Origin of the sequence: Pseudoalteromonas shioyasakiensis (assembly GCF_001550135.1) — a bacterium.
Taxonomy (GTDB): domain Bacteria; phylum Pseudomonadota; class Gammaproteobacteria; order Enterobacterales; family Alteromonadaceae; genus Pseudoalteromonas; species Pseudoalteromonas shioyasakiensis.
Window position 1 is genome coordinate 1 of record NZ_LRUE01000014.1, and the last position, 25,671, is coordinate 25,671.

Consider the following 25,671-nt stretch of genomic DNA (forward strand, 5'->3'; position numbering starts at 1 on the left):
ACAACGCCAAACGCGTTTTATGACAGCGTAACGACAGAAGTTAAGTTACTAAAGTAGATTTTACGAAGCTGTAAGCCATAAGCTTTAAGCTGTAAGAAAGTATCAGATTTCCAGATTTATGTAGGGTGAACCGCAACGCTTAACGCGAAATCAGTTCACCTTGCGCAAAGGACTCGTAAGCGCTACGCGCTTTGTCGAGAATCCTTTCCACGCCTTTTGCTTGGTGACAATAGCGTTTTGGACCCACCTGACCCCATGCCGAACTCAGTAGTGAAACGAAACAGCGCCGATGATAGTGTAGCAGCTGCTATGTGAAAGTAGGTCATCGCCAGGCTCCAAATAAGAGAAAGCCCGATTCGAAAGAGTCGGGCTTTTTTGTGTTTGAAGCTGTCAGCTTTCAGCCGTCAGACGTCAGTTGAAATGTGGGGTTGTCCTGTACAGAGACTCCCTCAGCAACAACCCCCGTAGGAGGCACTTCAGTGCCGAATCTAGACCATAACAAACACATTCACGGCTAAAGCCATTCCTACAAGGACACTTTGCCTAGAGCCTAGAGCCTAGAGCCTAATTGCATAGGAAGACGCAGCAACAAACACCCACACCGCGCGGCTGATAGCTGACGGCTTAAAGCTGATAGCTCTGTGATGTGTTGGGTTTCGCTTCGTTCTACCCAACCTACGCCAGACTTGCAAACTTTACTCTTGCTAACTTTCCCCTTGCTAACTCGCTAACTTTACTCTCGCTAGCTCGTAACTCACGAACTCGCTCAGCTACCGTTCATTAAATTAACTTTGCTTTGTTTATGGCTTTGATTTAGGATCAAATCAGTTTAAAAGCAAGAACTAATGGCCTGTGTCTAGATTACTTATTTGTTTATTATTATTATTTTCGAGTGCTTCAACTTTCGCTGTTGAGGTGACTAATTTATATCAAGATACTCTTAAAGTTGCAGACAAATCACGTGATGCTCGTTTGGCAGCAAGCCGTGAAGCACTGCTAAATGTGCTGGTGAAAGTGAGTGGTGATACAAGCGCAGATCAAAACCCTGTTGCTAAACAGCGCACGCGTGACATTTCAGATTACATGCTCAAATTCGAATATGACGAAAAAGCAGATGGAAGTTTAAATCTGGTTGTTAAGTTTGAGGCAAATAAGATTAATGCATTAATCAAAGATCTTGGCTTGCCATTGTGGGGCACGCGTCGTCCTTTAGTGGCTATCTGGTTAGGCATTGAAGATAACTGGCGCCGTGAATTGGTTACTCAAGAGTCTTATCCGCAGCTTGAACAGCTTATATACGACAAAGCTGGTCGCCGTGGTTTACCTGTGGTTGTGCCATTACTTGATTTACAAGACCGCGCTATTGTTGGTATCCCAGAAGTGTGGGGTAATTTCTCAGAACCCGTAGAGCGTGCATCGAGTCGTTATAGTGCAGAGCGCAGTATTACTGCAAGAATGTACCAACAAGCTGATTCAGAAACCTGGATCCTAGATTGGCGTTTCACTAATGCAGAATTATTTGATACCAATCGTTTGATGGGTGATAAGCAGCAAATTGTTGCAGATATGATTGACAGTTTAGCAGGTGGTTTAGCAGCAGAATATGCCATTGATCCAACAATGATTGGCCAACTTGCGACAGCAACCTTCTATCTTAAAGGTATCAATAACTTTGTTGATATTGAATTTGCTAAACGCCGTTTAGAGAGCTTAAGTGTTGTTACTCGCGCTGTGATATCTGTACGTACGCCTGATACCGTACAATTTATAGTTAATCACACTGGCAGCATGAATGATTTTAGAAAAGCGTTAGAACTTGATAGTGCCTTTAAAGCGTATCAGGACCCGCGTGATTTTTATCAAGTGGTCAATAAAGATGAGCTTGAATATCAGTGGCAGGGGCTTTAATCGAAGTGCAAGAACCAATGCAAATGGCATTGCCAGTTACTTTGCCTGATGATGAAACATTTACTTCTTATTTTGGTGGCGAAAACTCTCTTGAAGTGAGTCACCTTAAAGATGCGTTCACAAAGCTCAGTAATAAATTTCAATATACCTACTTATGCGGTTTAGGTGATTCTGGTAAATCCCACCTATTGTACGCGACCTGTATTCATGCCCAAGAGCGCGGTTTATCAACCATGTTACTTTCAATGCGTGAAGTGATTGATTATGGTCCTGTTGTGCTTGAAGGTCTGGAAAATCTTGATGTGTTATGTATCGATGACGTGCACTTAGTGGCAGGCAACGATGCATGGGAGAAAGGATTATTTAACTTTTTTAATCGCTTTAATGAGCCGGGCAAATACCTTGTGGTTACAGCTGATTTATTACCTGACATGCTGCATATCAATCTTCCTGATTTAGTATCGCGTTTGAAGTGGGGCACAACATTACAAATTCGCTCTATGAGCGATGATGATAAAGCGGAAGCCCTCGTACGCCGTGCTCATATGCGCGGCCTTGAACTAACTGATGAATGTGCGCGCTTTTTATTAACGCGATTAAGCCGTGATATGCGTGCATTATTAGACGTTTTAGACAAACTTGACCATGCCTCAATGGCTGCACAAAGAAAATTAACAATTCCTTTTATAAAATCAACGTTAAAGCTTTAGTAGGGCTAGAATCTAGTCCTTGCTTTCAGTTATCATTAGCTATTACAAAAATCCTTCTGTGAAAGACCAGGTACTCAATGAACTTAGAAAATATTTTAGCGCAAGCACTTGAGGCAGTTGCCAGTGCGAATGAAATCGCGCAACTAGAAGATATCAGGGTTAATTACCTTGGTAAAAAAGGTGAAATCACCAGCTTACTTAAAACGCTAGGCAAGATTGCCCCTGAAGAGCGTAAAGAAGCGGGTCAAGTGATTAACCAAGCAAAACAAGAAGTACAAACAGCCATTAACGAAAAGCGTGAGTTACTAGCAAGTAAGGCTCTTGAAGAGAAACTAGCTGCAGAAACGATCGACGTAACTTTACCGGGTCGTGTTATGCCAACAGGTGGCTTACACCCAGTAACTCGTACTATTGAACGTATTGAAAGCTTTTTTGGTGAGTTAGGTTTTGCGGTTAAATCAGGTCCTGAAGTTGAAGATGATTTTCATAACTTCGATGCGCTAAATATTCCTGAGCACCACCCAGCGCGAGCTGATCACGATACTTTCTATTTCAACCCTAAGCTTGTGTTACGTACACAAACTAGTGGCGTACAAATCCGTACTATGGAAACTGAGCAGCCACCACTACGTATCATTTCACCAGGTCGTGTTTATCGTAACGATTATGACCAAACACACACGCCAATGTTCCACCAAGTGGAAGGCTTAATGGTTGATACAGATGTAAGCTTCACTGAGTTAAAAGGTATTCTGCACGACTTCTTACGTAACTTCTTTGAAGAAGATATGGAAATCCGTTTCCGTCCTTCTTACTTCCCATTTACTGAACCATCAGCTGAGGTTGATGTTATGGGTAAAAACGGCAAGTGGTTAGAGGTATTAGGCTGTGGCATGGTTCACCCTAACGTTCTTAAATCAGTGGGTATTGATCCAGAAAAATACACGGGCTTCGCATTCGGTATGGGTGTAGAGCGCTTGACTATGCTGCGTTACGGCGTAAACGACTTACGTGCATTTTTCGAAAACGATTTAAAATTCCTAAACCAGTTCCGTTAAGAGTGAAGATATAAAATGAAATTTAGTGAAAAGTGGTTAAGAGAGTGGGTTAACCCAGCAATCGACACACAGGCTCTTTCGGAACAGTTATCAATGGCTGGTCTTGAAGTTGACGGTGTTGAGCCTGCAGCAGCAGAGTTCACAGGCGTTGTTGTTGGTGAAGTGGTTGAGTGTGGTCAACACCCTGATGCTGATAAATTACGTGTAACTAAAGTAAACGTAGGTGGTGATGAGCTACTTGATATCGTGTGTGGTGCACCTAACTGTCGTCAAGGTTTGAAAGTAGCTGTTGCGACAGTTGGCGCTGTATTACCTGGCGACTTCAAAATTAAAAAAGCCAAACTTCGTGGTCAACCTTCACACGGTATGCTGTGCGCATTCGTTGAGTTAGGTATCAGCGAGGAAGGTGATGGCATCATGGAATTACCAAGTGATGCACCAATCGGTACTGATTTACGTGAGTACTTAAGCCTAGACGACAACATTATTGATGTTGACTTAACACCTAACCGCGGTGATTGCCTAGGTATTAAAGGTTTAGCGCGTGAAGTAGGCGTACTTAACAGTGTTGATGTAAACACACTTGAAATCGCACCAGTTGCTGCAACGATTGATGACAAAGTATCGATTGAGCTTGTGAATGATGAAGCGTGTCCTCGTTATTTAGGTCGTGTAATTAAAGGTATCAACCTTGATGCAGAAACACCTCTTTGGATGGTAGAGAAGCTTCGTCGCAGTGGTATTCGCTCAATTGACCCTGTTGTTGATGTAACAAACTACGTGTTATTAGAGCTAGGTCACCCAATGCACGCATTTGATTTAAATGCGATTGAAGGTGGTATTAAAGTACGTAGCGCAAACGCGGGTGAAGAGTTAGTTCTGTTAGATGGCAACACAGCTAAACTAAACGAGTCTACGCTTGTTATTGCTGATCACAACAAAGCGCTTGCTATTGCAGGTATTTTTGGTGGTGAAAAATCAGGTGTAACTGAAGCAACATCAGATATTTTATTAGAAAGTGCGTTCTTTAATCCTGTCGCTATTGCTGGTCAAGCACGTAGCTACGGTTTACACACTGATGCGTCACACCGTTACGAGCGTGGTGTCGATTTTGCACTGCAAAAAGATGCAATGGAACGTGCGACAGCATTACTTCTTGAGATTGTTGGCGGTGATGCAGGCCCAGTTGTTGAAGCAGTCGCAACTGACAAGTTACCAAAAGTAACAGAAGTGCGTTTACGTCGTGAGCGTTTAGACCGTGTAATTGGCCACCACATTGATGATGCAAAAGTAACTGACATCCTAACGCGTTTAGGTTTAGACGTGAAAATTGTTGATGGTGTATGGAGTGCTGACGTACCTAGCTATCGCTTTGATATTCGTATTGAAGAAGATTTAATTGAAGAAGTTGCGCGTGTTTACGGCTATAACAGCATTCCTAACGTTGCACCAACTGCTAAATTAAAAATGACTAACCATGACGAGTCACATGTTGCGGTAACTAAATTCCGCAATACGCTTGTTACTCGTGGTTACCAAGAAGCAATTACGTACAGCTTCGTTGATCCAAAAGCACAAGCAATTTTACACCCGCAAAGTGATGCGCTTGTATTGCCACACCCAATTTCGGTTGAAATGTCGGCAATGCGCGTGAGCTTGATGCCGGGTCTATTAGCGTCTCTAGTTTATAATCAAAACCGTCAGCAACCACGTGTACGTTTATTTGAGCACGGCTTAAAATTCTTACGTGACGAAAATGCTGAAAACGGTGTAAACCAAGTTGCTGTCATTGGTGGTGTAATCTCAGGTCTTGCACACGGTGAACATTGGGTTCAAGAAAAGCGTAGCGTTGATTTCTATGACTTAAAAGGTGATGTTGAAGCACTTTTAGCAATTAGTAACGATTCATCACGTTTTGAGATAAAAGCAGAGCAGTCTGATGGCTTACATCCAGGCCAATCAGCCGTTATTTATGTTGATGGTAAAAAAGTAGGTTTCTTTGGTGCAGTGCACCCACAGGTGCAAAAGTCACTAGATATCAACAACACAGCATTTGTGTTTGAAATCGAAATGTCTGCACTAGAAAAAAGAAAATTACCAGAAGCAGTGGCAGTGTCGAAATTCCCGTCAAACCGCCGTGATATCGCGATTTTAGTGGAAGATCACGTAAAATCTGGTGATATTTTAAATGTCATAGAAAAAGTTGGCGGAAATCAATTGGTTGACCTAAACTTATTCGATGTGTATAAGGGCAAAGGTATTGAGCCAAATTATAAGAGTTTGGCGATTGCTCTAACACTGCAAGCGGTTGATAGAACGCTCGAAGAGAAAGATATCAATCAAGTAGTTGATAATGTGGTGGCCGCACTGGCCGAACAATTTAACGCATCGTTGAGGGACTAGATATGGCGCTTACTAAAGCCGACATAGCTGAACACCTATTTGAAAAACTCGGGATCAATAAAAAAGATGCCAAAGATTTAGTTGAAGCGTTTTTTGAAGAAATCCGCTCAGCGCTAGAAAAAGGCGAGCAGGTTAAGCTCTCTGGATTTGGTAACTTTGATCTTCGAGATAAGAAAGAACGTCCAGGCCGCAATCCGAAAACAGGTGAAGATATTCCTATTTCGGCGCGCAGAGTTGTGACTTTTAGACCAGGTCAAAAGCTAAAAACTCGTGTAGAAGTTGGCACAAGCAAAGCTAAATAAGAAAAGGCAGCGTTAGCTGCCTTTTTTATTTGTCTGAGCACTGCACATTAGCGAGTTGGAATTATCAAAACCCGCGTGGTGATACGAAGCTTCCTTCTTGGATACTGTCGTAGGTTTTTTGTGCTAAATCATCTAAGCTGTCTAGGCTTTTGCCTGCGGCAGCGAGTTGATGCTCAATAGGTAAAATATCGACATCTTCATACCCTGATAATTGTGCTACACGTGCAAAGGTGTAGGCATGCTTATACTTTTCGTGTTTGTAGAATAAGCTCACAAGAGTAGGGTAGATCTCAGGATTGGGTGTTTCACCTGCTTTATTTAACTCTAGCGTTTTGTAAAGCAAATCAATGGTTTTTTCATCATCAAACTTCACGTAGTAGCTTGCTAAGAAAAACTGCATTTCGGCATCTTCAGTCACCCGTTTATCTTGCTTTTCTTCCAGGGCGAGTAATTTAGTTAACGCAGATTGGTCGTTATTACGCGACCAATGGTAATACAACAAGCCTGGGTGGTCAGTATTTTTGGTATCTTGAAAAATTCGTGTCATTTCTTTGATACTTGTTAAATGACCCTCAACACGAGACGTGGTTTTTTCTTTTAGTTTTATATGCTCAATCTTGGCGGCAAGCGACACACATTGATCGTATTTCTCAAAATCCTTTAATAATTGGTATTTGTTTTCATCTGTTGGTGACTTATATTCAACATAACGTTGAATGATGACCTCGGCACGTTGCTCTTTACAGTGACTATCTTTATTTAAATCACTGCAGAAGCCAGGTGTTTCGTCGCACACTTTCGCTAGTGTAAGCGGATCTTCACAGCCTGCTAATGCCAATAAACCAAGCAACACGCTTGCTCTTAATAACATTCCTTAACCTCTACTTAATTTGTACTACTTTATTCTAGCGCAATGATTTGTTCTGTAACAGTGGAGAATCGTTCGAGTTTAAATTAGAATACCCCTGCCTGAGATGTGTTGCTCTCAAATCACAACACATTTTTTAAGGCTATCCGTTCAAAATTGTTTAATTAGGTAAAAAAAATGACCTCATCTCACGAGTTAGAATACACAAGCAGCTGGCAAGAACGTCAAGATTACGCAGAAAGTATGCAACCTATTATTGGTAGACTTTACCGTAATCGTGGTATCGAAATCGCTGTATATGGCCGTCCTCTCGTTAATGCCAGTACAATCGATATCATCAAAGCACACAAAACAGTTGCTCAGTTTGAAGGTACAAAACTACGTTTACGTGAAAGCTTCCCTTTCTTAGAAGCAATTAGCAAAATGGACTTAAACTCAGCACGTATCGATATTGGTAAACTAGCGTATGGTTATTTGTTTAACGATGCTGCGAAAGGTCGCTCAGTTGAAGAATACTTAACTGACGAACTAGCAGAAATCGCAAACTCAGAGCGCAAAGAGCCACGTGATGTTGTGTTATACGGTTTCGGTCGTATCGGTCGTTTATTAGCTCGTCTATTAATCGAAAAGTCAGGTCCTTATGCAGACCTTCGTTTACGTGCAATCGTTGTACGTGGCGGTAAAGACGGCGACTTAGAAAAGCGTGCAAGCTTACTTCGCCGTGACTCTATCCACGGTCCATTCAATGGCTCAATCACAATTGATAAAGAGCGCAATGCAATTAAAGCTAACGGTAGCTACATTCAAGTTATCTATGCTAACTCTCCTAGCGAAGTTGATTACACAGCTTACGGCATCGAGAACGCACTTGTTGTTGATAACACAGGTATCTGGAAAGACGAAGCAGGCCTTGGCCAGCACTTAGAAGCAAAAGGCGCAGCAAAAGTATTATTAACTGCACCAGCTAAAGGCAACATCAAAAACATCGTATACGGTGTAAACAACCAAGATATCAAATCTGAAGATAAGATTGTCTGTGCAGCAAGCTGTACTACCAATGCTATTACCCCTACGTTAAAAGCACTTAACGATAAGTTTGGTATCAAAAACGGTCACGTTGAAACAGTTCACTCGTACACAAATGACCAAAACTTAATTGATAACTACCACAAAGCTGAGCGTCGTGGCCGTGCTGCTGCACTTAACATGGTTATCACTTCAACAGGTGCTGCAAAAGCGGTTTCTAAAGCTTTACCTGAGCTTGAAGGTAAACTAACTGGTAACGCTATCCGTGTTCCTACGCCAAACGTATCAATGGCTATCTTGAACTTAAATCTTGAAAAAGGTACAACTGTTGAAGAACTAAATGCGTTCTTACGTGAAACAGCACTTCATTCAGACCTTCGTGATCAAATCGATTACACAGCGTCTACTGAAATCGTATCGACTGACTTAGTAGGTAGCCGTTACGCAGGTGTTGTTGATTCACAAGCGACAATCGTAGATGACAACCGCGTTGTACTTTACGTTTGGTACGATAATGAGTTTGGTTATAGCTGTCAGGTAGTACGCTGTATGCGTGATATGGCTGAAGTAACTTTCCCAAGCTTACCTCGCTAATACCTAAGTTATAAAGAATCTAGAAGCCAGCATTATGCTGGCTTTTTTAGTCGTGAAAGTTTTTGCAAATTTTCAGCATGTGATAGGCTGTTAAGGGTCTACACCATATTACTAACAAAACGTTCTAACTACAGAGCGTTGACTTAATTCTTAACTAACAAGCGAATAGCTAAGAATTATTTTTAACCAATAGGTTTATAGAATGAAAATCACCAGCAATTTTGACAGTGGTAATATCAAGGTTATTGAAGCCGTTGATCCACTGAATATTCAATTAGAAATTAATAAAGACAATCAGTCTGATTTTTTCCAGTGGTTTCACTTTCGTCTTGAAACAACTGCGTTTCAAAACCATAAATTACACATTAATAACCTAGAGAACTCAGCATACCCTGATGGCTGGGAAGGTTATCATGCGGTTGCATCATACGACCGTCAAACTTGGTTCCGTGTACCATCTGAGTACGCAAACGGCACACTATCATTTGAAGTAGAGCCTGAGTGTAGCAGCATGTACTTTGCTTACTTTGCGCCATACAGCTATGACCGCCACTTAGATTTACTAGCATGGGCACAAAGCCAGCATGCTTGTGAATTAGAAACATTAGGCGAAACCCTTGATGGTCGTGACATGAGTGTTTTACGAGTGGGTATTCCTAGCAGTGAGAAGAAAAAAATCTGGATCACGGCGCGCCAGCACCCAGGCGAAACTATGGCTGAGTGGTACGTTGAAGGTTTACTTCATAAATTACTTGATGATGAAGACCCACATGCAGCGGCACTATTATCTAAAGCGGTATTCTACATCGTGCCAAATATGAACCCAGATGGCAGTGTGCGTGGTCACCTACGTACTAACGCTAAAGGCGTTAACTTGAACCGTGAATGGCAAACACCGAGCATGGAAAATAGCCCTGAAGTTTTCTTAGTGCTTAACAAAATGCGTGAAACGGGCCTTGATATGCACTTAGATATTCATGGTGACGAGGCAATTCCTTATAACTTTGTTGCGGGTAGTGAAGGTATCCCAGGCTACGATGATCGCTTAAAAGAGTTAGAAGATAGCTTTAAAGCTGCGCTTTTAACTGTGACGCCTGAGTTCCAAGACGAACATGGTTATCCAAAAGATGAGCCGGGCCAGGCTAACTTAACTGTCGGTTCTTCTGCTGTCGCGCATGAATTTAATGCATTAGCTTACACGGTAGAGATGCCATTTAAAGATAACGATGATTTACCAGATCCAGATTACGGCTGGTCAGATCGTCGCTCGTATCAATTTGGTCAAGATACGTTAGCGGCTATTGTTAACGTGGTTGATAAATTAAGATAACGAACCTTACGGGCATCAGCAAAACTGATGCCCGTAATTGTATCTATTGACTGAAAAATGACGGTGTAGAGCAGGATGCATCAAATGTTAACGAGGTAGGTACATTTAGCATATTGAAAATTAACTGTTAACAAACTTGGTGGGTTTAAGTTAATATTCAATATGTTCAGCTGTGAAGTAACAAAATCTCATTTTTATTTCTCACAGTCATCGTGTCGCGCATTCTCACAAGCTCACGCTGAGTATCGTAACTAACAATAAAAAATATAATCATAGAGGATATCCATGGAAGCTTTAGTAAGCGCCGTTAATGACATAATTTGGAGTAGTGCACTCATTTATTTATGTCTAGGTGCAGGTCTGTTTTATTCCGTTTTAACCCGATTCGCACAAGTAAGACATTTTAAAGAAATGTGTAAATTATTGCTTAGCTCTAATAATTCAGATACGGGTATTTCTTCGTTCCAAGCACTTGCTGTATCGTTATCAGGCCGTGTAGGTGTCGGTAATATTGCCGGGGTTGCTGCAGCAATCGGCTTTGGTGGTCCAGGGGCGATTTTTTGGATGTGGATAGTTGCGTTCCTTGGCGCAAGTACTGCGTATGCCGAGTCAACTCTTGGTCAGATTTATAAATCAGAAGAAGATGGTCAATATCGCGGTGGTCCAGCATACTACTTCGACCGCTGCTTACAGCAAAAGTGGTTAGCAGTATTATTTGCAGTATCGGCGATTATTGCTTGTGGTGTGTTCCTTCCGGGCGTTCAAGCGAATGCAGTAGGTAATGCATTCACACAAGTTTTTGGTGAAGGCACATTGGTTAGCACCAGCTTTGGTGAAGTAGGTAGCTTTAAGCTTGTTGCGCTTGCAATCATCTTAATTGTACTTGCATTTATCATCTTTGGTGGCATTAAACGTATCGCAAACTTCACACAAATCGTGGTGCCATTTATGGCACTAGGTTACATCGTGTTAGCTTTAATCGTGGTGTTCTTAAACCTAGATAAAGTGCCAGGTATCTTCTCAATGATCTTATCTGATGCATTCACCGCGCAAGCAGGCTTTGGTGCTGCTATTGGTTGGGGTGTGAAACGTGGTATTTACTCAAACGAAGCAGGCCAAGGTACGGGTCCACATGCAGCATCAGCTGCTGAAGTTGATCACCCAGCTCAACAAGGCTTAGTGCAAGCATTTTCTGTTTATGTTGATACCATTTTTGTTTGTACAGCAACGGCGTTAATGATTCTAATCACTAAACAATACAACATTGTGGGTGAGTTACCTGCAGGTCAATTCATTGTGCAAAACGTTGATGCGGCAACAGAAGTAGGCTCTGCTGCTTTCACACAAATGGCATTATTTAGCGTATTTGGTGGCTTCGGTGAAGCATTCGTTGGTATTGCTTTATTCTTCTTCGCATTTACCACAATTCTTGCTTATTACTATATTGCTGAAACGAACGTTGCTTACTTAAACCGTTATTTCAAAGGCAACATTCCACTGGTTATTGTTAAGCTAGTCATCATGTTTATGGTTGCTTACGGCATGGTAAACAGCTCTGGTTATATCTGGAATATTGGTGATATTGGCGTAGGCTTAATGGCCTGGATTAACATTGTCGGTATTTTGGCTATTTTCTTTGTCGCAAAACCTGCCCTTAACTGCTTACGTGATTACGAAGATCAAAAGAAAGCCGGTGGCGAAATCACTTTTGATCCAGTTAAATTAGGCATTAAAAATGCGACTTTCTGGGAAAAGCGTCTAGCTGAAAAGGCGAAACAGAAACAATAAATCAGGTTTTTGAGTTTTTGTAGTGAATTTAGTTGTGCAGGTTTTCGAATCTTCACAAATGAATGAAATTCAAATAAGACATCGACTCATAAAACAAGTACAATAAAGGGCGCCTAAAGGCGCCTTTTTTATGCGTAGTATGGAGAAAGATATGGCGATTATTAGTTGCCCGCAGTGTGCAAAATCAATATCTGACAAACATAAGCAATGCCCGCATTGTGAATGCCAAGTCACCGATCTAAGCAATGAGCAATTGCAGCAAATGCAAAAAGAAACGCGCATTCGTAGACAACAAAAGTTTATGAATCAGTCTTTCCTCGCACTGATTTTATTTTTAGGGGGCTTTTTCTGTTATTACTTTATGCACCCCGAAGCAAAGTCTCTTGAGTGGTATGCCTATACATCGGCAATGGCAGTAGGTTTTGTGTGGTATCTTGTAAGCCGCATCTATTTAGTTGTTTTAAAAAAGAAAAAGTAACATGAATATTGATCACATCGTTAAAAATATCACCCCAGAAGTATTTGAACGTCTTCAGTATGGTGCCTCAACGGGTAAGTGGCCTGACGGCACTCCATTATCAGAAGAGCAAAAACAACAAACCGTTCAACTCGTGATGCTTTATCAAGCTAAAGTTTCGCAAAGCAATGAGCAGTTTACCATTGGCGCAAATGGTGAAATGGTGCAAAAGAGCAAAGCTCAATTGCAAAAAGAATTCGCATCAGAAAATGAAATAGCTAGGTTTAGTGAAAATGATCTTTAAACACCTGTTTACTCCAAAGTGGAAGCACCCTAAAAACCAAGTGCGTTTAGCTGCGGTAGAACGTCTTGATACAGAGCGTGACCTTAGCATCTTAAATAGCATTGCCCTTGAAGACAGCTCAGCTGAGATCCGCAAAAAAGCATTAAACAAAGTGAACGATATTGTTTTATGGTGGCAAGCATACAAGCAAGACCAAGCACTTAAAGACGTTGCAGAACAGCATATTAACCAAGCGGTTTTAAATACCGATAGCCAGCTAGATGCAAATATCAAAAATGAGTTTATTGAGCGTTATGCACCAGTCAAAACTCTTGAGAAACTCGCCTTTGCAGAAAAAGAACTTCAAGTTCGTGTTAAGTTATTAAAGCGTTTAGCAAACCCAAGCTTAATTGATAAAGCTTTTAAAGAAGGCCGTGAAGAGCTGCAATTGCAACTTGTTGAGCTTGTGATTAATCATCAACTTGCTAAATCACTATTAAAGCATGCAAAAGGTGAGGCACACACACAACTGGCGACTCATCTTGACAATGAACGCTTAGCGATAGAAATGCCTGCCAAAGTAGAAGCTGATACACGTGTAGTATTAGCAAAGCTTAATGCGCTTCGTGATAAAAATGACTTTCAGTTAGTGTCGATGCAACATGCTGAGTTATTACAGCATTGGCAAGCTATCGAACTAAAATGGCTGAGCGATGAGCAAGTAAGCACGCTAGATAAAAAATATTCAGCGATTACGCAAAAGCTTGAATCTCATATTGCAGTTTTAAGTAAAGAGCATGAAGCAGCGCAGCAAGCGTTAGCTGAGCAACAACGTCAGGTATTAGCACTTGCAAGCCTTGAAGCAATTGGCGAAGAAATTGAAAATGCATTGCAATTAGGCTTAGAAACGCCAGAGCAAATTCAGCAAGATTGGCTCGAGGCAAAAGTTGCAGAGGCAAAAGATGCGTTAGCAGAGGCGAACTTATCTGAGAACAAACATGTTAGTGATGTAAAACTGCACTTAACAAATTTATTTAACCAAGTCGAACAGTTACCGCAACTGGTTAGTGCTATTGCTGAGTTTAAAGAGGCATTTGATCAATTAAACTCAGTTGCGACAACCGAAGACGAAAGCGAGTTTGACGGGCTAAAACAGCAGTTTGAGCAACAGCAAAAATTAGCACGCAAAAAGCTGGCAAGTATTCCTAGTCGTTTACAGGGTCGCTTTAAAGCCAATTTAGCTGAAGTAGTAAACAGCTGGCAGCAAGCGATGGCACCGCTAACGAATAAGTTTGAGAAAAATCAACAAACAGCGAAGCGTAAAGCTCGCGATGTAAAACGCTTAATTGACCAAGGTCGCTTTAATGTTGCCTTTGGTGTGTTTAAAGGTTTTGAAGAGCTATACGCAACACTTACAGACTATTACAAGCAGCCATTAAATAGCTTGAAAGCTGATTTAGAAACACAGTTAGCAGAAGCAAAAGATTGGCAAAAATACGCATCAGCGCCAAAGCGTGATGCATTACTTGTTGAAGTAAATGAACTTGTTGCAACCGAGTGCACAGACCCTAAACAACGCGCAGAGCAAGTTAAACAGTTACGTCGTCGTTGGAATGAGTTAGGGCGTTTAGATACTGATGCAGAAAAGCAGCAAGGCGAGTTATTCGATCAACAAATTGAATTACTGTTTGCGCCGTGTCGTGAGTATTTTGCAGAGCAGGAGCAACAACGTGAGCAAGCTAAAGCACAGCGCGTTGAAATAATCTCGCAAATGCAGCAGTTAACAGAGCTTGATACCTCTTCTGATGAGTTTGATTGGAAGCAGTTTGAAAGCAAGTTTAACCGTACCGCTAAAGCGTGGCGCTCTGCAGGCAATGTAGATCCTAAAACATACCGTGAACTACAAACGCAATTTAAAGCTGCGCAATCACAAGTTCAAGGTCAACTTGCTGCATTTCATAAAGCAAATGCTGAGCAAAAAGCTGCACTTGTTGAGCAAGCAACACAGTTATCGCAAAGCGATGATTTAGCTGCTGCGTGCCAGGAGCTAAAAGCACTTCAACAAACATGGCAGACTATTGGCTTTGCTGGAATGAAAGCTGAAAACACTTTATGGCAGCAATTCAGACGAGTTAATGACGACACCTTTGCTAAGCGCAGTGCCGAGTTTGAACAGCAAAAGCAAGTTCAGCAACAAAATGACGAAGTTGCCGCAGAGCAATTAAGTGAGCTTGAGTCTGCACTTGAGACCGTGGTGCACCTTGCACAGCTTAAAGATTTAACAGTGAAGCTTGCAGAGCTTGAGTACTCAAAAGCATTATCGGCACGCGTGACTCAGTTAGAGACAGCGATTAGCGCAAAAACAGCGCAAATCAGCAAACAAGCAGAGCAGTCTAAGTTAACGGCTTTATTTGCTGCTCTTGAGAGCGGCAGTGAACTGCCTTCGCAGTTCCAAGCTTCATTAATAACTAATCTAAACGCTGCGCAGCTGTTAACTCGTATCGAAATTCTAGCGGGCGTTGAATCGGCTGATAGTCAGTTACGTATGACAGAGCAAGTTGCGATGTTAGATGATAAACACCGTGGCGAGCACGCAGATGTTTATTATTACTTAAAGCAATTACTTGCAGTCAGTGAGGGTTCAGTTTCAGCTGACACACTAGCAAGGCTTAAAGCAATATTTGCAATTTAACGAATAAAACCGCTTTTTTAAGCGGTTTTTTTCCGTGTGTTTTTGAGGAAAACAATGAGAATTTTATTACTACTTACCTGTTTATTTTTAGGGGCATGTAAAAGTACAGATCAAGGGATGTCTGTTTACTCGTTTACCAATTCTGAAATTGAAGCAGCCCTTGCTAATCAATTACCAAAACTAAGTGAACAGATTAAGCTGATGGGCTTACCAGTTGATTTTGCGGTAAACGACCTAAGTGTCAATGTTGGCCCAGATAAGCGTGATGTGGTGGTTTTAGGGGCCGATTCTAGCGCTGTTATCAAAGCGTTTGCACTTAAGTATCCAGTACGCTTAAAACTACAAATTGAAGGCAGCCCATTTTATGACAGCGAGAAAAAAGCGGTCTTTTTACGTAATGTAAAACTGGTTGATACAACAATCGACACCGCGGGTTTCAAGGGCAGCTTAAACTTATTAGATGACCAAGCAATGCAAGTAATTAACGGCTTTTTAGCGGTTAACCCTGTCTACAAGCTAAATATGAATGACCCTAAAGTCGCACTATTGAGTAAATTGCCATTAGATATGAAAGTATCTCAGGGTGAAATTATATTAGTGCCAACACTATAAAACTATTCGATATATTAAAGCGGCTTCTAGCCGCTTTTTTTGTAATTGCTTGTTAAGCATGTTCAACCTTGTCATAATTGCTTCGTGATATTTCGCGAATTGAGTGATGGCTATGATCAAGGAATTTTTAAACGACCCCACATTACTGCTAAATGCCGTAGGTGAAGGTATTTATGGCTTCGATTTATCGGGTAATGCAGTTTTTGTAAACCCTGCTGCGGAGCGCATGACGGGCTGGAAAGCAGACGAACTCCTTGGTAAAAAAATACATCAATATCATCATCATACTCGTAAAGATGGCTCACCATACCCGGCGGATGAATGCCAAATATATTGCACTATGTTCGATGGCAAGCACCGTCATGTAAACGATGAAGTATTCTGGCGTAAAGATGGAAGCTATTTTGCTGTTGAGTATACTTCAACGCCAGTTTATAAAAATGGTGCCTTGATTGGGGCAGTCGCGATTTTTCGCGATGTATCCAAACAACAGCAAACAGAAGTGGCGTTACGTGATGCCTTAGCACAAGTTCAGCACTTATCTGAGCAGCTACAAGCTGAAAATGCTTACCTTATTTCAGAGTTAAACGAAGATTGGCAAGACTCTGGCTTAGTTGGGCAAAGTCATTCATTTCAAAGTATGCTCGAGCAAATTACCTTGGTAAGCCAAACCAATAGTACGGTTTTGATTTTAGGTGAAAACGGCACGGGTAAAGAGCTGGTGGCTCGAAACCTTCACCGCTTGAGCAATCGTGCTGAGCAACCTTTCATAAAAGTAAACTGCGCGGCGTTTTCCGCCAACTTAATTGAGTCTGAGTTATTTGGTCATGAGAAAGGGGCGTTTACTGGCGCTAATGAACGCAGAAAAGGGCGTTTTGAACTGGCTGATAAAGGCACTTTATTTTTAGATGAAGTGGCAGAGCTGCCATTAGAGGCGCAAAGTAAATTACTGCGTGTCCTACAAGAGCAAGAGTTTGAGCGCGTTGGGGGCAGTCAAACTTTAAAAGTTGATATCCGAGTGTTAGCTGCAACAAACCGTAACTTGTGGCAAATGGTTGAGCAGGGTAGCTTTCGAATGGACTTGTATTATCGCCTAAATGTCTTTCCTATTCGTGTGCCTGCGCTTCGTGAACGCAAGGAAGATATTCCACTACTTGCAGCAAATATTATTACGCAGTTAAACAAGCGCTTAGGTAAACAGTTAAAAGGGCTAAGCAAAGCAACACTCACTAAGTTAGCTAATTATGATTGGCCTGGTAATATTCGTGAGCTACAAAATATCCTAGAACGTGAAGCTATTCTGTCTAAGCAAGCTGTATTACAGCTGTCTGCACCTTTGAGTAACGAGCAATCAAATGAGCAGGTGGTTTCTCTTGATGCTGTACAAAAGCAGCATATTTGTGAGGTGCTAAAACGCTGTAACGGGCAAATATCAGGTGAAAATGGTGCCGCAACCTTGCTGGGCCTGCCAGAAAGTACCCTTAGATCAAAGATGAAAAAGCTGTCAATAAAGCGCTAATTCGTGATATATCGCGAGTATTCGCGATATATCGTGCTTTTGAACGTTCAAATATAAATTTAATTATTTAATATCAATGACTTATTTTGAATTTGTGTTGGCCTGATTGTTGCTCTGTCAGGCTATTACCGACACAAAAGTAAGTAGCAAAATGAAATTTGATATTAAAGAGCAAGACTTAATCATCAAGCCCTACAACCAAGAAGGGCCAATTTATATTCGTGAGCAAAAGGGGTATTTCCAACGTATCCGCCGTTACTTAGGCTGGGTGCTAATGCTGACGTTCATCGCCATTCCGTGGATCCCCTATGATGGCCGTCAAGCTGTATTACTCGACGTAGCCAGCCAAAAATTTACTTTATTTGGCTTAACGCTATTACCACAAGATTTTATGATCTTAGCCATGTTATTTATGACAGGGGCGTTTGCTTTGTTTTTCGTCACTAACTGGTTAGGTCGTGTCTGGTGTGGTTACACTTGCCCACAAACAATTTGGATGCTGATGTTTACTTGGGTCGAACATAAAGTGGAAGGTAACCGTAATCAGCGTATTAAACTTGATAAAGCTGATTGGTCAGTGAGTAAATGGCAAAAGAAAATCACTAAGCATGCAGCTTGGCTGGTGATCTCTTTGCTTACATCTATGTCATTTATGGCTTATTTCATTCCCGCTAAGTCTTTATACATGAGCTTATTTACCTTAGAAATGTCTGGGATCGTCAGTTTTTGGGTATTCCTGTTTGCATTTTGTACCTATGGCAATGCGGGATTCTTACGTGAAAAAATGTGTACTGTGGCATGCCCTTATTCACGTTTTCAATCAGTGATGTTTGATAAAGACACGTTAGTTGTTACCTACGATCAAGCGCGAGGGGAGTCTCGTGGTGCGCGTAAACGTAAAGCCGATCCTAAAGAGTTAGGCTTAGGTGACTGCGTAGACTGTAACCTATGTGTTGAAGTATGTCCGGCGGGTATCGATATTCGTAATGGCTTGCAGTATGAATGCATAAACTGTGGCTTATGTATTGATGCGTGCGATAGCACTATGGAAAAATTCAACTATCAAAAAGGCCTTATCAAGTACGCCTCTGAAAAACAAATGGAAGGCAAAACGACCAATCCATTTAGGTTAAAACTGCTTGGCTATGGTGGTTTAACAGCGCTGTTTGTCGTTGGCATGGTTGTGTGGATGGCAATGCGTACACCTATTGAGGCTTCTGTCATTCGTGACCGTAATGCCCTGTACCGTGTAAATTTTGAAGGATTAGTAGAAAACCCATATACCTTATCAATTATCAACAAAACACAGCATAGCTTGAGCTATTCAATCGGCATCAGTGGTATTGAAGAAGCAAGCTTACAAGTGCCTGAAACGATAACTGTTGAGGCAGGTCAGATGAAGCGTGTGCCTGTCACTGTGGTTGCAGATGGCTACGAGCTGAAATCAAAAGTAACGCCTATCAGTTTTCACATTCAAGCATTAGAAGATGCTGATATAGCAATAACTAAAGAATCTAAGTTTTACCGAGATTAACCCAATCACGGGTCTAGAAACGAAAATGGCTTGTTTTTAACAAGCCATTTCTGCAAATTCGAGCTGCTTCAGCACATAAGCCTTAGCGCTGTCTAAATCATCAAATAAGCAGTCCATTATTTGAATCGGTGATTGCGCTTGTGCAATGATGCGTTTCATCTGATTAAGCACAATAGACGAGCTAAACATATAAGCGGTGGCTATACAGTTAGTGCCTTGCAGGGCACGAAATAATTGGGTAAAACCACGTTCTGCATCAGGGGTGGTAGCAAGTAATTGGGTAGAATGACTAATATACGCCCACGGCTTTCCAGCTAAAGCAGTAATATGCTTTTTTAAATCGACTGCAAAGTCATTGACCAAACGTGCGTTAATATTACCAGAAAATTGCCCAATAATAATTGGACCATCGGTGATGATACTGACACTGCCATAGTGATTCTTAAATTCCAATTTGCTTCCCTTTTGAATTAAAAAGAGCGCGAATTTTATACAATTCTATGTATGTGTCTAGTTATTTAGTATACAAATTTCAAAAAACATAACTTTTTCATTAAATTTGTATATGTGTAAATTTTATCTAGTTATTTAGGTTTGGGGTGGATAAATCATTCACCCCAGATTTAAAATATAACTAACTATTTGTTAACAATATAGTTCAAAGCACCGGTAATTGAGGCTACTTGTGCATCAATACAAATTGCGTCATTGGCCTGTGGGCTATCAGGGTAAACCTCTGTTGTTGTGACATATTCTGCATCGGTTAAGCCCATACATAACCCCAGTTTTTTCGCTTGGTAATTAATTACACCAAATTGAGTTTGTGGCACACCAATCAACTGGTTATTCTCATCACTTGGTGCGATGTGGGTTACTTTTTCAACTGATTTTATAATCGCTGTTTGAAATGCATCATGCGGGCGCTCACTATCAGCAACAAGGTAAAAGCCATCCGGGATGTTCCAGTTATCGTGGGTCGTTGCATCACGTGCTGCAAGCGCAGGGCGAAACTCACTATTATCAGTGTCTGTAGTTTCGTGTAGGTCAATATGCACATAAGGTGCAATAGCGTTGTCGGCTAAATACTGCATGATTGCTGCAGACTCTTCAGCTGGGCTATCTGCATAGAAAGAGCGATTTGGATCAGTGGCATTTGGATTCCAGCGGTTAATCGTTTCATAACCCCATGGGCTGATACACGGAGCCACTAAAATATTAAAATCAGCAAAGTAGTCTTTGGCACTTCTCTTAGCGAACGCTAAAGCACCATGCACACCACTTGTTTCGTAACCATGAACACCACCGGTAACCAGCACAACAGGTTTATCAGCTTGCCACTGCTTGCTCTTTAAAATGTAAAGTGGGTATTTGTCGCTGTCGTAACTTAATGCGCCATATTGCTCAATACTGAAATCGCTTGCTAAAGAGTCTAGTTGCGATACAACATCATCTAAATAGCTACGCTTTACTGACTGTAATTCAAACCATGCTTTCTTATCTTCTTCGTTCCACGGCTTACCTGGGGTTCCAATAGGGTAACTCATAAAATACCTTGTTGTGACTTGCTGCAAAACGCCAAGCTTATCTAAGCTGTTAAGCTGCTGCAACTAGATAAGCTCAGTAGTAAAGTTACCTTGCTCGTACAGCTTTGCATGATGGTGCTTATGGGTCTCAAATAAGTATTTACGCAGTGCATCTTCACCCTGACACACTTTCACTATTTTTCCGGCAATTCCTTTGCTGGTCGTTCGTATTGGCTTTACGCTAAGTATAACGTGTTCTTCACTAGGTAAATTAAATGCCAACAGTATCTCTTTATTAAGATCGGGTGATTGACGCTTTGGCTTGAGTAACACGCCTGTGCTTGATAAAGACAATATTTGAAATTGCTCTGTGTGTATTTCGAGATCAGGCGTACGCCAGCTGCGTTCGATACCTTTGGTATCTATTACTTCTGGTGCGCTAAGTACAGGGATAAGCTGGCCATTCTTGTCCTTGGTAAATTCAAGCGGAAACCACAACTGGTAAATTCCTACTTCAGCAAGTAGTGTCAGTTTGGCATTGGTAAGTAAGCCGTTTAATTTATCAGGCAAATTAAGCCTAACAGACATTTTTGTATCGGTTGGATCGCTATCAGTCCGTTCAGCCTCGAATAAACGGTTGAAAAAAGAGAGTTCTTGTTCGGATAAATGTGCCATATAAAGCTCCTTTTAAAGCACGCTTACTTATATGTATCATAAATTGTTCAAATTATGCACGTATAACGAGCATTAATTGTGCCAGCTGCTTTGTGATTTCTTTTGCGGCGTATTTCACTTACACTGATAAAAAAACTAACAAGGATTTTATTTTGTCGAGCCTGACTGGTGTAAATAAAAGTTTAGTGATATTTGCTGCTTTAGTCGTTGTTTTAGCGGGTATTAAAGCTGCAAGTGTGATTGTTATCCCATTTGTGTTGGCAGCCTTTATTGCCATTATTTGTAATCCCTTAATTCGTTTCTTTGCTAAATACGGTATCCCTAAAGGAATTGCCGTTGTGTTTGTGATGTTGATGATTGTTGGTGTAGGGATAAGCCTTGCCGGGTTGGTAGGGCAATCGATGACCGATTTCTCTGAAAAGCTGCCTGAGTATAAAGCACAACTAAAAGAAGAGTTTGTCTGGGTGGTTAATGTCGCAGCGAGTTATAACATTCTGATTGATAAAGAGCAGATCATCTCTTTATTCGATCCGGGCAAAATGATTGATGTTGCAACCAACATGCTCACAGGCCTCGGTGGCGTGATGGCGAACCTGTTTTTGATCATCCTAACCGTGGTGTTCATGTTGTTTGAAGGACCTATGCTGAGTAAAAAAGTGCATTTAGCACTGGACGATCCTGAAATGAAAATGCAGCAGGTTGATCGCTTTTTAGATTCAATTAACTCTTATCTGGCTATTAAAACGCTGGTTAGCTTAGGCACAGGTATGCTTGCAGGCTTTATGCTTTGGGCTCTTGATGTTGATTATTTTATACTTTGGGCTGTAGTGGCCTTTATGCTTAACTACATTCCTAATATTGGCTCTATCATTGCCGCTGTGCCTCCAGTGTTACTCGCTTTGATCACTCAAGGCCCACTGGTTGCAGGATTTATTGCTGGTGGCTATTTAGTTATAAACACGGTGATGGGTAATATCGTCGAGCCGCGTTTTATGGGTAAAGGGCTGGGTTTATCGACGCTAGTGGTGTTTTTATCCTTGATTTTCTGGGGCTGGCTGATGGGGACCGTGGGTATGCTGTTATCAGTTCCATTGACCATGATAGTTAAAATAGCCTTAGAGACTAGTCAAGAAGGGCGATGGCTTGCTACCTTGCTTGGCAATGGCGAAGAGCTAAAACTTGAAGATTAAAAAAGGCGCTTAAGCGCCTTTTTATCTTTCAAAATGATTAAGTGTTATTGCGGATTGGTATTATTACTTTAGAGGTCGCTGTAAAACCTGCACATGGTTTTTTAGGATCTCAATTTCACATTGCTTGTAGGCAATAGCGGCTTTCGTACCATTTGGCATTTTTTGTAAATAACGCCAACGACAGCTGTCTTCTAAATAACGCTCTTGGTTCTTGATGCTGCGATTAAAAATCGGTAGCAATTGGCTGTTACCGGTATCTTCTTTAATTTTCTCAAGATCCATAGTGAGCTTATTAATCCACATCTTTTGGTCACGCTGAATATCAGCGATAACTTGATCAAGACATTGAATATAGCGTTTTGTGTCATCGGTATTGTTGCTTGCAAGCTCACAGGTTTGCTCTGCTTGAGCATGCGATGCACTTGCAATTAAAGCTAAAAAGCTGCCTTTTACGAGTATTGATGTTTTATTTTTTATCATGGTAATTAAACTCTAATATAAACTCAGCACCGGCTAGTTTCTCTGCGTCTTTAATGGTTAATGTGCCATTATACGAGTTGACTAAATCCGACACGATAGCCATGCCGACACCATGGCCGCTTTCGTAGGTATCGAGTCTGGTACCGCGAGTTAGTAATGATTCACGCTTGTGCTCAGGTACACCTGGGCCATCATCACTTATACTGAGCGTTAACTTTTTGTTCTGCTTAACCTTTATATCGACCTGTGAACGGCAAGCTTTACAGGCATTATCGATTAAATTACCAAGTAGTTCCATCAAATCTGTTTTATCACCTAAGAAATAGTCTTTTTCACTAACCTCTGAGGTAAATATAATATCTTTGTCGCGATAAACCTTGCTCATCGCGCTTAAGATTGAATCAATAACAGGCTTGATATGAGTTTGTTTCTTCCAGGTGTCAGACGCACCTGTTGCAGCGCGCTTTAACTGGTGTTCGATCATCACATTAATACGGTCTAGCTGCTCTTGTGCATCCGCATCATTGGCCAATGGGCTAGATTTAAGCACTGCCAAAGGTGTTTTTAATGCATGAGCAAGGTCGCTTAATGACGCGCGATAACGTTCTTTTTGGCGCTGCTGCGATTCAAGCAATAAGTTTAAATCGGCTTTAATGGTTTGTAGTTCAACCGGGTAAAGACCTTTAATTTGTTGGTTATCACCCGACTCAATGGCTTTAATTTCTTTATCGAGTCGTTGCAGTGGCCTTGCGCTCCAAACAAAACCAATCGCCATTAGCGCTGCAATGGCCACACCCATCACATACATCCAATTTACGAGTGTTTGCTTAAAGCCATCCATCAGCCTCAGTAGGGCATCATTACGCTTTAATAGAATAAAACGTGCATGCTCTGATTGGTCAATGTTTTCTAAAATAACAGTAAGCGTTAATTGCCAGTAAACAGTATTGTTGTATTCAACACGGCGAAAATCCGCAGAGCCTGCGGGGGCTTCAAAGTTATCAGGAATAAAGTTGATATTGGTCGCCGACTCAGAGTACCAAACCGGCAAGTCACCGCGATAAACCATCGCATAGGTGTCTGAGTTTAATCGGTTTAGCTCTGGCGTTAAGATAGTACTTGGCATAACGATGCCGCGTTCAGTGAAATCAACTTCAGAGATTAATGAATATAAGTGAGCTTCGAGGGTTTTTTCGGTCGCTTCGACCAAAGAGGCGTAGTAAGCCTTACCAATTGAGAAAAACAGAATTGGTAGGGCGACTAATAAAACAAAGACAAGGATAAATCCTTGCCTTACTTTAAGCGGTATTTGCGATGCTACCACTGACTTTTTAGCCTATAACCACGGCCGCGTAATGTTTCAACTGGGTTAAGGGTACCATCAGGGTCAAGCTTCTTACGTAAACGCAACACGAATACTTCGATTACGTTTGAATCAAGGTCGAAGTCTTGGTCGTAAATGTGCTCTGTTAGTTCAGATTTAGAAATTACCTTTTGTGGGTTAACCATTAGGTATTCTAAAACTTTGTATTCGTATGCCGTTAAGCTAAGTTCTTTATCGTTAACCCATACTTGCTGTGAGCGAGTATGAATTTTAATAGGGCCAGCTGTCATTTCTGGGTTTGCTTTACCTGCACTGCGGCGGATAAGTGCATTGCAGCGGGCAATTAGCTCTTCAACGTGGAAAGGTTTAGTTAGGTAGTCATCTGCACCTGCATCTAAGCCTTCTACTTTATCTTGCCAACGGTCACGTGCCGTTAAAATCAAAATAGGAATAGTAATACCTTGCGCACGTGCTTTGGTAATTAATTCAATACCATCTACTTTTGGTAAGCCTAAATCGACTACCGCCATATCTAGCGGGTATTCGGTAATATGGAATAAACCAGCTTCACCATCGTGACAAAGGTCAACGCTGTAACGCTCTTTTTCTAGGGCATTACGAAGGTTATCTGCTAAGTGTAAATCATCTTCAATAACTAAAATTCGCATTCTTAATCCTTTTTCACTTCGCCAGTCTTTTTGTTCACATGGACATCAACCACGTGGCCGTTCGTTTTTAAAATTCTTACGGTAAATACTTTATCTTGCTCTGTGATTTTTAGGGTTCGGCCGTCTTCAGATTTTTTGGCGATCGTCACAGCCTGCTTTTTAGTCACCTCTTGGGCTTGTTTCTTATTGGCATCAGCATGAAAGCTTGATAATGCAAATAAAAGACTAAAACTGAAGGCTAATAATATGCGCATGACGGGGAACTCCTAAACCAGACCCATTTAGTTTAATTAACCAATTAACTAAAATTCAAGTAATTACGTTAAATTCTGTAATTCAATAGCCAAATCTTAGTTAATAAGCCGTGAACAAACACTGAATTATTGATTCAGTTAAGTTCAGAGGTTAACCAAATACTTTTTTAAATGGTTTTACGACTGAGTTGTCGTAAACACCCGCCGCAATATACGGATCGTTTGCAGCCCATTCGCGTGCTGCTTCTAATGACTCAAATTCAGCAACCACTAATGAACCAGTAAAACCTGCTTCAGCCGGATCTTCACTATCTATTGCTGGTAATGGGCCTGCCGTAAATAAACGGTTTTGATCGTCTAACTCTTGAAGGCGTGCTAAGTGAGCAGGGCGTGCAGATTTGCGAGCTTCTAAACTATTTTCAACATCAGTTGAATAAATCATATACAGCATGGTGTGTTCTCAATGTTATTTT

At 41.3% G+C, this 25,671-nt stretch carries 24 protein-coding genes and 1 rRNA gene; 16 read left to right on the forward strand and 9 right to left on the reverse strand.

The annotated features are described in order from the left end of the window. Positions 1-219 precede the first annotated feature (219 nt). The 6 genes from rrf to ihfA all read left to right on the forward strand — a co-directional run bounded on the left by rrf (position 220) and on the right by ihfA (position 6,381). Positions 220-334 (forward strand): 5S ribosomal RNA (gene rrf / locus PASHI_RS07250). A 518-nt stretch (positions 335-852) separates the two neighbouring features. Next, complete coding sequence (locus PASHI_RS07255; RefSeq protein ID WP_062565108.1) at positions 853-1,908, forward strand: DUF2066 domain-containing protein; 1,056 nt, start codon at positions 853-855, stop codon at positions 1,906-1,908. Beyond that, on the forward strand, positions 1,908-2,618 hold the full coding sequence (hda, locus tag PASHI_RS07260) for a DnaA regulatory inactivator Hda (protein ID WP_171037157.1): 711 nt from the start codon (positions 1,908-1,910) through the stop codon (positions 2,616-2,618). The genes PASHI_RS07255 and hda overlap by 1 nt, the downstream gene beginning before the upstream one ends. A 77-nt stretch (positions 2,619-2,695) precedes the next feature. Further along, the gene (gene pheS, locus PASHI_RS07265; RefSeq protein WP_054552893.1) at positions 2,696-3,676 is read left to right on the forward strand and encodes a phenylalanine--tRNA ligase subunit alpha; all 981 of its coding nucleotides are present in this window, start codon (positions 2,696-2,698) and stop codon (positions 3,674-3,676) included. A gap of 15 nt (positions 3,677-3,691) precedes the next feature. Beyond that, complete coding sequence (pheT, locus tag PASHI_RS07270) at positions 3,692-6,079, forward strand: phenylalanine--tRNA ligase subunit beta (protein WP_062565109.1); 2,388 nt, start codon at positions 3,692-3,694, stop codon at positions 6,077-6,079. A gap of 2 nt (positions 6,080-6,081) precedes the next feature. Further along, the gene (gene ihfA / locus PASHI_RS07275) at positions 6,082-6,381 is read left to right on the forward strand and encodes an integration host factor subunit alpha (RefSeq protein ID WP_002960690.1); all 300 of its coding nucleotides are present in this window, start codon (positions 6,082-6,084) and stop codon (positions 6,379-6,381) included. A gap of 64 nt (positions 6,382-6,445) precedes the next feature. On the opposite strand, the gene PASHI_RS07280 is transcribed toward ihfA, so the two are convergent. Beyond that, entirely contained in the window at positions 6,446-7,252 is an 807-nt protein-coding gene (locus PASHI_RS07280) for a DUF2989 domain-containing protein (protein ID WP_058584753.1), read from the reverse strand. Between the two features lie 174 nt (positions 7,253-7,426). On the opposite strand from PASHI_RS07280, the gene PASHI_RS07285 reads away from it, so the two are divergent. From PASHI_RS07285 to ccoG, 9 genes are all read left to right on the forward strand, one after another. Beyond that, positions 7,427-8,869 carry a glyceraldehyde-3-phosphate dehydrogenase gene (locus tag PASHI_RS07285; protein WP_054561210.1) on the forward strand — a complete coding sequence of 481 codons (1,443 nt, stop codon included), beginning with the start codon at positions 7,427-7,429 and terminating at the stop codon, positions 8,867-8,869. Between the two features lie 202 nt (positions 8,870-9,071). After that, positions 9,072-10,199 carry a M14 family metallopeptidase gene (locus PASHI_RS07290; protein WP_054561211.1) on the forward strand — a complete coding sequence of 376 codons (1,128 nt, stop codon included), beginning with the start codon at positions 9,072-9,074 and terminating at the stop codon, positions 10,197-10,199. 285 nt (positions 10,200-10,484) lie between these two features. Continuing rightward, positions 10,485-11,987, forward strand: coding sequence for an alanine/glycine:cation symporter family protein (locus PASHI_RS07295; protein WP_062565110.1), 1,503 nt, complete (start codon positions 10,485-10,487; stop codon positions 11,985-11,987). A 151-nt stretch (positions 11,988-12,138) separates the two neighbouring features. Continuing rightward, positions 12,139-12,465: a hypothetical protein gene (locus PASHI_RS07300; protein ID WP_054553080.1), complete on the forward strand. Its 327-nt coding sequence runs from the start codon at positions 12,139-12,141 to the stop codon at positions 12,463-12,465. Position 12,466: 1 nt separating this feature from the next. Continuing rightward, positions 12,467-12,748 carry a YeaC family protein gene (locus PASHI_RS07305; protein ID WP_054561213.1) on the forward strand — a complete coding sequence of 94 codons (282 nt, stop codon included), beginning with the start codon at positions 12,467-12,469 and terminating at the stop codon, positions 12,746-12,748. Beyond that, positions 12,738-15,419: a DUF349 domain-containing protein gene (locus PASHI_RS07310; RefSeq protein WP_062565111.1), complete on the forward strand. Its 2,682-nt coding sequence runs from the start codon at positions 12,738-12,740 to the stop codon at positions 15,417-15,419. The genes PASHI_RS07305 and PASHI_RS07310 overlap by 11 nt, the downstream gene beginning before the upstream one ends. 54 nt (positions 15,420-15,473) lie before the next feature. After that, positions 15,474-16,031 carry a YceB family lipoprotein gene (locus PASHI_RS07315; protein WP_054561215.1) on the forward strand — a complete coding sequence of 186 codons (558 nt, stop codon included), beginning with the start codon at positions 15,474-15,476 and terminating at the stop codon, positions 16,029-16,031. A gap of 112 nt (positions 16,032-16,143) precedes the next feature. Continuing rightward, positions 16,144-17,550 (forward strand): sigma-54 interaction domain-containing protein, encoded by a 1,407-nt coding sequence (locus PASHI_RS07320; protein ID WP_062565112.1) that lies wholly within the window; start codon positions 16,144-16,146, stop codon positions 17,548-17,550. A 151-nt stretch (positions 17,551-17,701) separates the two neighbouring features. Then, entirely contained in the window at positions 17,702-19,084 is a 1,383-nt protein-coding gene (gene ccoG, locus PASHI_RS07325; RefSeq protein ID WP_062565113.1) for a cytochrome c oxidase accessory protein CcoG, read from the forward strand. A gap of 36 nt (positions 19,085-19,120) precedes the next feature. Here the strand turns inward: ccoG and PASHI_RS07330 are convergent, their stop codons facing one another. From PASHI_RS07330 to PASHI_RS07340, 3 genes are all read right to left on the reverse strand, one after another. Continuing rightward, positions 19,121-19,537 carry a hypothetical protein gene (locus PASHI_RS07330; protein WP_062565114.1) on the reverse strand — a complete coding sequence of 139 codons (417 nt, stop codon included), beginning with the start codon at positions 19,535-19,537 and terminating at the stop codon, positions 19,121-19,123. Positions 19,538-19,722: 185 nt separating this feature from the next. After that, positions 19,723-20,628, reverse strand: a complete 906-nt coding sequence (locus tag PASHI_RS07335; protein WP_062565364.1) for a M14 family metallopeptidase — start codon at positions 20,626-20,628, stop codon at positions 19,723-19,725. Positions 20,629-20,691: 63 nt separating this feature from the next. Then, positions 20,692-21,282: a hypothetical protein gene (locus tag PASHI_RS07340; protein WP_062565115.1), complete on the reverse strand. Its 591-nt coding sequence runs from the start codon at positions 21,280-21,282 to the stop codon at positions 20,692-20,694. 152 nt (positions 21,283-21,434) lie between these two features. On the opposite strand from PASHI_RS07340, the gene PASHI_RS07345 reads away from it, so the two are divergent. After that, positions 21,435-22,472 (forward strand): AI-2E family transporter, encoded by a 1,038-nt coding sequence (locus PASHI_RS07345; protein WP_058584824.1) that lies wholly within the window; start codon positions 21,435-21,437, stop codon positions 22,470-22,472. Between the two features lie 63 nt (positions 22,473-22,535). On the opposite strand, the gene PASHI_RS07350 is transcribed toward PASHI_RS07345, so the two are convergent. From PASHI_RS07350 to PASHI_RS07370, 5 genes are all read right to left on the reverse strand, one after another. Then, positions 22,536-22,952, reverse strand: a complete 417-nt coding sequence (locus tag PASHI_RS07350) for a hypothetical protein (RefSeq protein ID WP_062565116.1) — start codon at positions 22,950-22,952, stop codon at positions 22,536-22,538. Beyond that, positions 22,939-24,276: an ATP-binding protein gene (locus PASHI_RS07355; protein WP_058584761.1), complete on the reverse strand. Its 1,338-nt coding sequence runs from the start codon at positions 24,274-24,276 to the stop codon at positions 22,939-22,941. Before PASHI_RS07355 ends, PASHI_RS07350 begins: the two co-directional genes overlap by 14 nt. Then, positions 24,270-24,944, reverse strand: coding sequence for a response regulator transcription factor (locus PASHI_RS07360; protein ID WP_054552907.1), 675 nt, complete (start codon positions 24,942-24,944; stop codon positions 24,270-24,272). The genes PASHI_RS07355 and PASHI_RS07360 overlap by 7 nt, the downstream gene beginning before the upstream one ends. A gap of 2 nt (positions 24,945-24,946) precedes the next feature. Next, on the reverse strand, positions 24,947-25,198 hold the full coding sequence (locus PASHI_RS07365) for a PepSY domain-containing protein (protein ID WP_054552908.1): 252 nt from the start codon (positions 25,196-25,198) through the stop codon (positions 24,947-24,949). 151 nt (positions 25,199-25,349) lie between these two features. After that, positions 25,350-25,649: a YciI family protein gene (locus PASHI_RS07370; protein WP_062565117.1), complete on the reverse strand. Its 300-nt coding sequence runs from the start codon at positions 25,647-25,649 to the stop codon at positions 25,350-25,352. Positions 25,650-25,671: the final 22 nt, after the last annotated feature.